Origin of the sequence: Planomonospora antibiotica, from assembly GCF_014647955.1 — a bacterium.
Lineage (GTDB): Bacteria > Actinomycetota > Actinomycetes > Streptosporangiales > Streptosporangiaceae > Planomonospora > Planomonospora parontospora.
Map to the genome: position 1 here is coordinate 85,290 of NZ_BMQE01000027.1, position 8,992 is coordinate 94,281.

Sequence of the window (8,992 nt, forward strand, 5' to 3'; positions counted from 1 at the left end):
CGGGGAACACGTGCGACCGCCAGTGCACTACCTGGCTCCGACCCCGTAGGCTCGTGACGACTGACGTCATGGACGAGGAGCGCACGACGGTGAACCCAGGGGATGTCAACCTCCAGCAGTTGCTGGAGCAGGCACAGCTCATGCAGCAGCAGCTGGTGAGCGCCCAGCAGGAGCTGAACGACGCGGAGATCGAGGGCTCGGCGGGCGGCGGCCTGGTCGTGGCCACGGTCAACGGCGGCGGTGAGCTGCTGGAACTGAAGATCAGCCCCGAGGCGGTGGACCCCGGCGACCCCCAGGAGACCGCCGACACCATCGCCGACCTGGTGATCGCGGCGATCCGGGACGCGGTCCGCGCGGCCAACGACCTGCAGCAGGAGAAGCTCGGCCCGCTCGCCCAGGGGCTGGGCGGCGGCGGTCTCGGCCAGCTGCCCGGGTTCTAGGCCATGTACGAAGGGGTCGTCCAGAACCTGATCGACGAGCTGGGCATGCTGCCCGGCGTCGGTCCGAAGAGCGCGCAGCGGATCGCGTTCCACCTGCTGGCCGCCGAGCCGGCCGACGTGAAACGGCTCGCGCACGCGCTGCTGGAGGTCAAGGAGAAGGTCCGCTTCTGCCGGGTCTGCGGGAACGTGGCGGCGGAGGAGGAGTGCCGGATCTGCCGTGACGCCCGGCGCGACCCCCATGTGATCTGCGTCGTCGAGGAGTCCAAGGACGTCGTGGCGATCGAGAAGACCCGGGAGTTCCGCGGCCGCTACCACGTGCTCGGCGGGGCGATCAGCCCGATCGACGGGGTCGGCCCCGACGACCTGCGCATCCGGGAGCTGATGACGCGCCTGGCCGACGGCCGGGTGACGGAGCTGATCATCGCCACCGACCCCAACCTGGAGGGGGAGGCGACGGCGACCTACCTCGCCCGGCTGGTGAAGCCGATGGGCCTGAAAGTGACACGACTGGCCAGCGGTCTGCCTGTGGGCGGTGACCTCGAGTACGCCGACGAGGTCACCCTGGGCCGCGCGTTCGAAGGACGGAGGCTGCTGGATGTCTGAGATCTCCAATGAGTGGAGCGCGTTCGCGGACCGGATCGCGGTGCACGCGCAGAACTACCTCGACGGCCTGACCCGGCTGGCGGGCGGTGAGGGCGGGGACGCCGTCCTGCCGCTGCTGCTGGTCGAGGTCGCCCAGGTCAGCTCGGCCGGCGCACAGCTCGGCGCGAGCCAGGACGTGATCCTGTCGGAGAACTGGGAGCCGCACCTGAGCGCGGACCCCGACGTCGACCCCCTGCGCACGGCGCTCGCCGAGCGGCTGGGCCCGGTGGACGACTACGCCGAGGTCTTCGACCCCTACAAGGACACCGTGGTCACGCCGTACCGCCTCTCGGACGACCTGACGGCGGTGGCGGCCGACCTCATCCACGGCCTGCGGCACTACCGGGCCGGGCGTCCGCTGGAGGCGCTGTGGTGGTGGCAGTACTCCTACTTCAACACCTGGGGCAACCACGCGGGAGCGGCGATGCGGGCGCTCCAGGCGCTCGTCGCCCACACCCGTCTCGACGTGGCCGAAGAGCGCACAACCGTGTGATCGTCCACATAGTGGTCTAAACCAGAAGAACCCTGGTGCCGCGACAGTAGACTGAGAGCTCCACAGCCCTAGATTGCTTCGGAGACATCTCGTGGCGCTCGTTGTTCAGAAGTACGGTGGTTCGTCCGTCGCCGACGCGTCCTGCATCAAGCGGGTCGCGCAGCGGATCGTCGCGACGAAAAAAGCCGGCAACGACGTCGTGGTGGTCGTCTCCGCGATGGGCGACACGACCGACGAGCTGCTGGACCTCGCGCAGCAGGTCTCGCCGCTGCCGCCGGGCCGCGAGCTCGACATGCTGCTGACCTCCGGCGAGCGCATCTCGATGGCCCTGCTGGCGATGGCGATCGCCAACCTGGGCCACGAGGCGCGCTCGTTCACCGGCTCCCAGGCCGGGGTCATCACCGACTCGACCCACGGCAAGGCGCGGATCATCGACGTGACGCCCAGCCGGATCCGGGGGGCGCTCGACGAGGGCCAGATCGCGATCGTGGCGGGCTTCCAGGGCGTCTCGCAGAACACCAAGGACATCACCACGCTGGGCCGGGGCGGCTCCGACACGACCGCGGTCGCGCTGGCCGCCGCCCTGGACGCCGACGTGTGTGAGATCTACACCGACGTGGACGGCATCTTCACCGCAGACCCCCGCATCGTGCCGGCCGCCCGCAAGATCCCCAGGATCTCCTACGAGGAGATGATGGAGATGGCGGCCTGCGGAGCGAAGATCCTGCACCTGCGCTGCGTCGAGTACGCCCGCAGGTTCAGCCTGCCGATCCACGTCAGAAGCTCGTTCAGCACCAAGGAAGGCACGTGGGTCGTCTCCGACCCCGACAGCGAAGGAAACGAGATGGAGCAGCCGATCATCTCCGGCGTCGCGCACGACCGGAGCGAGGCCAAGATCACCGTTGTCGGGGTGCCCGACAAGGTCGGCGAGGCTGCCACGATCTTCAAAACGCTGGCGGACGCCGAGATCAACATCGACATGATCGTGCAGAACGTGTCGGCGGCGGCGACGGGCCGGACGGACATCTCCTTCACGCTGCCCACGACCGACGGCTCCGCGGCACTGACCGCGCTGAAGAAGGTCCAGGAGCGGATCGGCTTCGAGTCGCTGCAGTTCGACGACCAGATCGGGAAGGTCTCGCTGATCGGGGCGGGCATGCGCTCGCACCCGGGCGTCACCGCGACGTTCTTCGCCGCCCTCGCCGACGCGGGGGTGAACATCGAGATGATCTCCACCTCGGAGATCCGCATCTCGGTGATCGTCGGTCAGGACGAGGTGGACGCGGCGGTCGCCGCCGCGCACCGCGCGTTCGACCTCGACGCCGACCAGGTTGAAGCAGTGATCTACGGAGGTACCGGACGATGAGCCGCAAGCCCACCCTCGCCCTGATCGGCGCGACCGGTGCCGTCGGCACCGTGATGCGCGACATCATCTCCTCCCGCGAGGACGTCTACGGCGAGATCAGGCTCGTCGCCTCCGCCCGCTCCGCGGGCAAGGTCCTGCAGGTCCGCGGCGAGAACGTGGTCGTCCAGGCGCTGGCCCCCGAGGTCTTCGACGGCGTGGACATCGCGATCTTCGACGTCCCCGACGAGGTCTCCGCCGAGTGGGTGCCGATCGCGGCCGGCCGCGGCGCGGTCGTCATCGACAAGTCCGGCACCTTCCGGATGGACCCCGAGGTCCCGCTGGTGGTGCCCGAGGTCAACCCGGAGGCCGCGCGCAACCGGCCGCGGAACATCATCTCCACCCCTAACTGCACCACGCTGTCGATGATGGCCGCGATGGGCGCGCTGCACGAGCAGTACGGCCTGCGCGAGCTGGTGGTCGCCTCCTACCAGGCGGTCTCCGGCGCGGGCGTGGCCGGTGCGGCGCGGCTCTACGACGAGGTCGAGGCCCTGGCCGGCGACCGTACGGTGGGCCAGACCGCGGGCGACGTGCGCAAGGCCCTGCAGAACAAGCTGGGCGACGGCGAGTCGCCGTTCCCGGCGCCGGTGGCGTTCAACGTCGTGCCGTGGGCGGGCTCGCTCAAGGACGGCGGCTGGGCCTCCGAGGAGCTCAAGCTCCGCAACGAGTCCCGTAAGATCCTCGGCATCGACGACCTGAAGGTCTCGGCGACCTGCGTCCGCGTCCCGGTGATCACCACGCACTCGCTGGCCGTGCACGCGACCTTCGAGCGCGAGGTCACCGTCGCCGACGCCCACCGGATCCTGGAGGCCGCCCCGACCGTGGTCGTCATGGACGACCCGGCCAACGGCGTCTACCCGACCCCGGCCGACGTCGTCGGCACCGACCCCACCTACGTGGGCCGGATCCGCCAGGCGCTGGACTTCCCGAACACGCTCGACCTGTTCGTCTGCGGCGACAACCTCCGCAAGGGCGCGGCCCTGAACGCGGCGGAGATCGCCGAGCTGGTCGCGGCCGAGTTCACCGGCTGACGCCTTCGCCCGGACCGTGACGGGCCCCTTCCGCCGTGCGGCGGGAGGGGCCCGTTCCCGTGGGGACCCGGAGCGGTCGGAGCCGGCCTCCCGCGCGTCAGCGGAAGAGGATGTCCCAGTGCGACGGCGTGCGGGCGTAGAGGGACTCCGGGGAGCCGTAGAGGAGCGCCCCGTCGGAGCGCACGCCGCGGAACGGCTGGGTGCGGGTGATGTGCCGGTCGACGCAGGCGTTGGGCGCCACGTCCAGCTTGTAGCCGTTCCCGTGGCTGTAGCGGCCGACCACGTGGCCGATCTCGGTGCCGCCGGTCAGGGTGACCGGGCAGCCGCTGCGGCGCTTGAGCCGGATCGCCCCCCTCAGCGTCCTGGTCCTGATCGCCTCCAGCGAGGTGCACTGCCGGATCCAGCGGTCGGTGCACCCGCCGGACGAGTACAGCCCCAGACCGGCCCGCTGCGCCCGCCTGGCCGCCTGGCTGTGGCCGAGCCACACCGGCCGCACCCGGCGGGGCCGGGACGCCGGGGCCGCCAGCCGCATCGGAACCCCCGACGCGGCCGCGGAGACCGGCGCCGGGACCGGGCCGCGGGCAGGGGCGGCGGTGACGCCGGCCGCTGCGATGAACGTTGTCTGTACGGCGAACAGGGCGCCGGCGGCAAGCCGGACAGCCCTCCGTTCGCAGGGACGTGTCCCCATACACCTTTTCCTTGTCGCGGATTCGCCCTTCCGCCGAGAAGATCAGTCCCACGCCCGGAGCCGGATGACGCCCGGGACGCTCCGATCTTTGCCCTGTGATGTCGATCACCGTGAGGCGCCATGACTCACGGGGGATCGGGCCGTACAGTGACGAGCGTGGCCGAGCCGACCCGGAGGACCAGGGGATCCGACAGGACCCGCGAAGCGATCGTGGAGACGGCCCTGCGGCTGTTCCGCGAACGGGGTTACGAGGCGACCACCATGCGGGCCATCGCGGCCGAGGCCGGGGTCTCCGTGGGCAACGCCTACTACTACTTCTCGTCCAAGGAGGCGCTGGTCCAGGCCTACTACGACCGGGCGCAGGCCGAGCACGAGGCGGCGTGCGAGCGGGTGCTGGCCACCGAGCGGTCCCTGGCCGGGCGCCTGGGCGGGGTGCTGCGGGAGTGGGTGCGGGTCTCCGAGCCGTACCACGAGTTCGCGGTGAAGTTCTTCAAGCACGCGGCCGAGCCGAGCAACCCGCTCAGCCCGTTCAGCGCCGACTCCTCGCCGGCGCGGGAGGCGTCGATCGCGATCTACCGCCGGGTCGTCGAGGGCTCGGCCGGCCGGATGGACGCCGAGATCAGGGCGGAGCTGCCGGAGCTGCTCTGGCTGCTGTCCATGGGCGTGGTGCTGTTCTGGGTGCACGACGACTCGGAGGGCTGTCGGCGGACCCACCGGTTCATCGACCTGACCGTGCCGCTGGTCGACCGGCTGGTCGGCCTGTCCCACCTGCCGGGTCTGCGGGGCGTGGCGAAGGACTTCATCGCCGGGGTGCACGAGCTGCGCTCCTGACGGCCCGCTCCCGTAACATACCGTCCGGTTGGTACGGTCAGATCGTTGACATCCCCCGGGTCGGGTACGGCAAGCTGGAACAGAATTTCGTTCTAGACGGTGACGTCGACGGCCACGCCGCCGGTCGCACCGGCGGGGCGGCGGCAGGGGCGGGGACCGCGGCACGGGCCGCGGGACGGAGTCCGGGCAGGGAGCATGGGAGGCACATGATGGCGACGGGCGCACGCTGGGGGATGACGGTCCCCTTCTACGACCGCTCACTGGCGGGCTCGAAGGAACTGGTGGCCGAGCTCCCCGGACTCGGCTACACCGACATGTGGTCGGCCGAGGTCAACGGCGTCGACGGCTTCACCCCGCTCGCGCTGGCCAACGAGTGGGCTCCCGGCCTGCGCCTGGGCAGCGCGATCGTCCCCGCCTCCACCCGGGGCCCCGGCCTGCTGGCCATGTCCGCCGCCACGCTCGCCGACCTCGCCCCGGACCGGTTCGTGCTGGGCATCGGGGCCTCCTCCCCGGCCATCGTCGAGCGCTGGAACGCCGGGGAGTTCACCAGGCCCTTCTCCAGGACCCGCGACACGCTGCGCTTCCTGAAGAAGGCCCTGGCGGGCGAGAAGGTCACCGAGAAGTACGAGACGTTCGAGGTCAAGGGCTTCAAGCTGGAGCGCGCGCCCAAGGTCGCCCCCAGGATCGTGCTGGCCGCGCTGCGGCCCCGGATGCTCCGCCTGGCCGCCGAGGAGGCCGACGGCGCGATCACCAACTGGCTCTCGCCGGAGGACGTCCGGAAGGTCCGCGCGGAGATCGGCCCGGAGACCGAGCTGGTCGCCCGGTTGTTCGTGTGCGTCAGCGAGGACGCCGACAAGGTCCGGGAACTGGGCCGGTGGATGCTCGCCAGCTACCTGACCGTCCCGGTCTACGCGGCCTTCCACGACTGGCTGGGACGCGGCGACGTGCTGCGGCCGATGCACGAGGCCTGGGCCGCGGGGGACCGGCAGGCGGCGCTGGCGGCCATCCCCGACGAGGTCGTGGACGCGCTCATCGTGCACGGCGACGCGGCCACCTGCCGGGCCAGGATCCGCCGGTACGTCGAGAACGGCCTCGACACCCCGGTGCTCGCGCCCATCCCCGGCGGCGAGGTGCCGATCGCGCAGGCCGTACGGGATCTGGCGCCGAACGCGGAGTGAGCGCGGGGCCGTGCGGACGACCCGGCGCCGGGTGGGGCCGACGCGGCGCGGGGCCGCCGGGCGGGACGGGTGCGGAGTCCCGGGAACCCGAAGAGGGGGCCACGCGTTATATCGCAAGACCACGGGGTAGTCCGCGGTCCGGCGGACGTGTTCTGCGAGGAGGTTCCCCATGGCGAAGGCGGCGCGGGCGGCACAGGCGTGGCGGGTGTACCGGGACGTGTCGAAGCCCGGGTCTCCCGGGCTCGGCGCGCGGCTGCGGGCGATGCCGCGGCTCGTCGGCTCGGTGATGCGCGGCGCGTATCCCGGCATGGGGCGGGGGAGGCTGGCCACGATGGGCCTCGGCGTGCTCTACATGGTCTCGCCCATCGACCTCGTCCCGGACTTCCTGGCGCTGGTCGGGGTGGCCGACGACTTCGGCGTCTTCCTCTGGCTGATGGGCTCGCTGCTCGGTGAGAGCGGGCGCTACGTCGAGTGGGAGCGCCGCCGTCTCGCCGGCCCTCCCGCCGCCGGGCCCTTGCGCTAGATCTGCTCCATCCTGAGCCACGCCCGCGACGGGAGCGGGTGCCCGAACAGGCGGGCGGCGTTGCCGTAGGCCACCCGGGCGATGTCGGCGGGCGGGAGGCTGCCCAGGTTGCGGGCGAGCGCCTGCTGGGTGTCGGGCCAGGTCGAGTCGGAGTGCGGGTAGCCGCTCTCCAGCAGGACGTGCTCCAGGCCGACCGCCAGGCGCACGCCCGACAGCGCGTGGTCGTCGAGCGTGCCGAAGAAGAAGTTGCGGCGCAGGACCTCGCTGGGCTTCAGCCCGCCCTCCCAGGCGGCCTCTCCGGCGACCGGGTGGTCCAGCGCGTAGTCGGCCCGCTCGGCGAGCATCGGCAGCCAGCCCACGCCCCCCTCCACGATCAGGATCCGCAGCGCGGGGAAGCGCAGCGGCACGCCCGACCAGAGCCAGTCGGCGCAGGCGAACATGGCGCTGGCCGGCATGAGCGTGGTGATCGCCTCGACGGGGGTGTCGGGCGAGGGCACCGGGGTCCAGGAGCCCGCACCGGTGTGCAGGCAGACGACGGTGCCGGTCTCCTCGCAGGCGCGGAAGAACGGGTCCCAGTGCTCGCCGTGGATCGACGGCAGGCGCAGCCGGGTGGGGAACTCGGGGAACAGCACGGCCTTGAACCCGCGCGAGGCGTTGTCCCGGACCTCCTTGGCCGCGAGCTCGGGGTCGGTCAGCCACGGCAGCTGCAGGGCGATGATCCGCTCCGGGTAGGCGCCGGCCCAGACGTCGACGTGCCAGTCGTTCCAGGCCCGCAGGACCGCCAGGCCCAGCTCCTGGTCGCGGGTGCGGGAGAAGACCATGCCCGCCTGCCCGGCGAGCATGCCGGGGAAGCAGAGCGCCGCCCAGATGCCCGCGCGGTCCATGTCCCCGATCCGGGCCTCGATGTCGTGGCAGCCCGGGCGCATGTGCTCGAACCGGACCGGGTCGAGCGTCCGCTGCTCGCGCGGCAGGCCCGCGCCGACGTCGAGGCCGGCGCACGGGTAGGTGGCCCCGCCGTACCGCCAGACCTGGTGGCCCGACTCGGTCTCCACCACCTTGGGCGCGACCTCGGCGTATTTCTCCGGGAGCCGGCCCTCGAACATGTCGGGCGGCTCGATCAGGTGGTCGTCGGCCGAGATGATCACATGGTCCCGCCGCCTGGGCTCGGGGTCGGGCAGTAGCGGCGTAGTCACGCGGTCAACGGTACGGCGTTGGCGTCACGCTGGACAAGCGATGGGGTCTCGTGTTGATCCCGAAGGTCAAGCGTTTACCGAAGGTCCGCAGAAGGCCTCGGCCTTCAGGACTCTGTTGCTCAATTCGTCGTGGCTTCTCGAAAGCGGCTGATGCCCTGAATGAGCTTCCCCTCGTAACGTGGAGACCGAACCGAGAGAGGTTGGGTCGTGGCAGGAACCACGAGGCGTCGCTTTGATCCGGAGTTCCGGGCCGGAGCGGTACGGATCGTCAAGGAGACCGGCAAGCCCGTCGCGCACGTCGCGCGGGATCTCGGCATCAACGCGTACACGCTGCACAACTGGGTGCAGATGGACCGGCTTGCCGACGGGTCGGCCGGCGGGAACGGCGGAGGCGGAACGCTGAAGGAGTCCGAGCAGGAGGAGCTGGCCCGGCTGCGGGCCCTGCCCTCTGCGCCCGCGATGCACCACCGCCGCGATCGGGCTGCGCCAGCTCACCGTCCGCCCTCGCGGCCAGCACGAGGCACTGGAACGCGCCCGCCGCGAGCAACTCACCGACGCCTGGAAAGAGCGC

General features: G+C 71.4%; 11 protein-coding genes and 1 pseudogene. 10 read left to right on the forward strand and 2 right to left on the reverse strand.

Translation table 11 applies throughout. The annotated features are described in order from the left end of the window. Positions 1-89 precede the first annotated feature (89 nt). The 5 genes from IEZ06_RS23200 (at position 90) to IEZ06_RS23220 (ending at position 4,008) form a co-directional block, all read left to right on the forward strand. A complete protein-coding gene (locus tag IEZ06_RS23200) occupies positions 90-440 on the forward strand; it encodes a YbaB/EbfC family nucleoid-associated protein (protein ID WP_068900554.1) in 351 nt (116 codons plus the stop codon). A 3-nt stretch (positions 441-443) separates the two neighbouring features. After that, complete coding sequence (recR, locus tag IEZ06_RS23205; RefSeq protein WP_068900394.1) at positions 444-1,043, forward strand: recombination mediator RecR; 600 nt, start codon at positions 444-446, stop codon at positions 1,041-1,043. Beyond that, complete coding sequence (locus IEZ06_RS23210; protein WP_203871943.1) at positions 1,036-1,575, forward strand: DUF5063 domain-containing protein; 540 nt, start codon at positions 1,036-1,038, stop codon at positions 1,573-1,575. The genes recR and IEZ06_RS23210 overlap by 8 nt, the downstream gene beginning before the upstream one ends. A gap of 91 nt (positions 1,576-1,666) precedes the next feature. Then, on the forward strand, positions 1,667-2,941 hold the full coding sequence (locus IEZ06_RS23215) for an aspartate kinase (protein ID WP_189238793.1): 1,275 nt from the start codon (positions 1,667-1,669) through the stop codon (positions 2,939-2,941). Next, positions 2,938-4,008, forward strand: coding sequence for an aspartate-semialdehyde dehydrogenase (locus tag IEZ06_RS23220; protein ID WP_189238794.1), 1,071 nt, complete (start codon positions 2,938-2,940; stop codon positions 4,006-4,008). The genes IEZ06_RS23215 and IEZ06_RS23220 overlap by 4 nt, the downstream gene beginning before the upstream one ends. Before the next feature lie 97 nt (positions 4,009-4,105). Here IEZ06_RS23220 and IEZ06_RS23225 read toward each other — a convergent pair whose 3' ends face one another. Further along, positions 4,106-4,696: a hypothetical protein gene (locus tag IEZ06_RS23225; protein ID WP_189238795.1), complete on the reverse strand. Its 591-nt coding sequence runs from the start codon at positions 4,694-4,696 to the stop codon at positions 4,106-4,108. 156 nt (positions 4,697-4,852) lie between these two features. Between IEZ06_RS23225 and IEZ06_RS23230 the strand changes: the two genes are divergently transcribed. The 3 genes from IEZ06_RS23230 to IEZ06_RS23240 all read left to right on the forward strand — a co-directional run bounded on the left by IEZ06_RS23230 (position 4,853) and on the right by IEZ06_RS23240 (position 7,228). Further along, on the forward strand, positions 4,853-5,527 hold the full coding sequence (locus IEZ06_RS23230) for a TetR/AcrR family transcriptional regulator (RefSeq protein ID WP_229798581.1): 675 nt from the start codon (positions 4,853-4,855) through the stop codon (positions 5,525-5,527). Positions 5,528-5,736: 209 nt separating this feature from the next. After that, entirely contained in the window at positions 5,737-6,705 is a 969-nt protein-coding gene (locus IEZ06_RS23235; protein ID WP_189238797.1) for an LLM class F420-dependent oxidoreductase, read from the forward strand. Between the two features lie 169 nt (positions 6,706-6,874). Beyond that, the gene (locus IEZ06_RS23240; RefSeq protein ID WP_189238798.1) at positions 6,875-7,228 is read left to right on the forward strand and encodes a YkvA family protein; all 354 of its coding nucleotides are present in this window, start codon (positions 6,875-6,877) and stop codon (positions 7,226-7,228) included. Here IEZ06_RS23240 and IEZ06_RS23245 read toward each other — a convergent pair. Next, positions 7,225-8,421 (reverse strand): amidohydrolase family protein, encoded by a 1,197-nt coding sequence (locus IEZ06_RS23245; RefSeq protein WP_189238799.1) that lies wholly within the window; start codon positions 8,419-8,421, stop codon positions 7,225-7,227. The two genes, IEZ06_RS23240 and IEZ06_RS23245, sit on opposite strands and share 4 nt — an antisense overlap. A 207-nt stretch (positions 8,422-8,628) precedes the next feature. Here IEZ06_RS23245 and IEZ06_RS37680 point away from each other — a divergent pair. Beyond that, positions 8,629-8,802: pseudogene (locus tag IEZ06_RS37680) on the forward strand (transposase); the annotation flags it as partial. A 100-nt stretch (positions 8,803-8,902) separates the two neighbouring features. Then, the coding region (locus IEZ06_RS37685; RefSeq protein ID WP_373293914.1) for a hypothetical protein at positions 8,903-8,992 on the forward strand (90 nt) is incomplete at its 3' end.

Coding starts and splice junctions, on each gene's coding strand:
- recR (WP_068900394.1), top strand. CDS start 444: ATGTACGAAGGGGTCGTCCAGAACCTGATCGACGAGCTGGGCATGCTG.
- IEZ06_RS23210 (WP_203871943.1), top strand. CDS start 1,036: ATGTCTGAGATCTCCAATGAGTGGAGCGCGTTCGCGGACCGGATCGCG.
- IEZ06_RS23220 (WP_189238794.1), top strand. CDS start 2,938: ATGAGCCGCAAGCCCACCCTCGCCCTGATCGGCGCGACCGGTGCCGTC.
- IEZ06_RS23225 (WP_189238795.1), bottom strand. CDS start 4,696: ATGGGGACACGTCCCTGCGAACGGAGGGCTGTCCGGCTTGCCGCCGGC.
- IEZ06_RS23235 (WP_189238797.1), top strand. CDS start 5,737: ATGGCGACGGGCGCACGCTGGGGGATGACGGTCCCCTTCTACGACCGC.
- IEZ06_RS23240 (WP_189238798.1), top strand. CDS start 6,875: ATGGCGAAGGCGGCGCGGGCGGCACAGGCGTGGCGGGTGTACCGGGAC.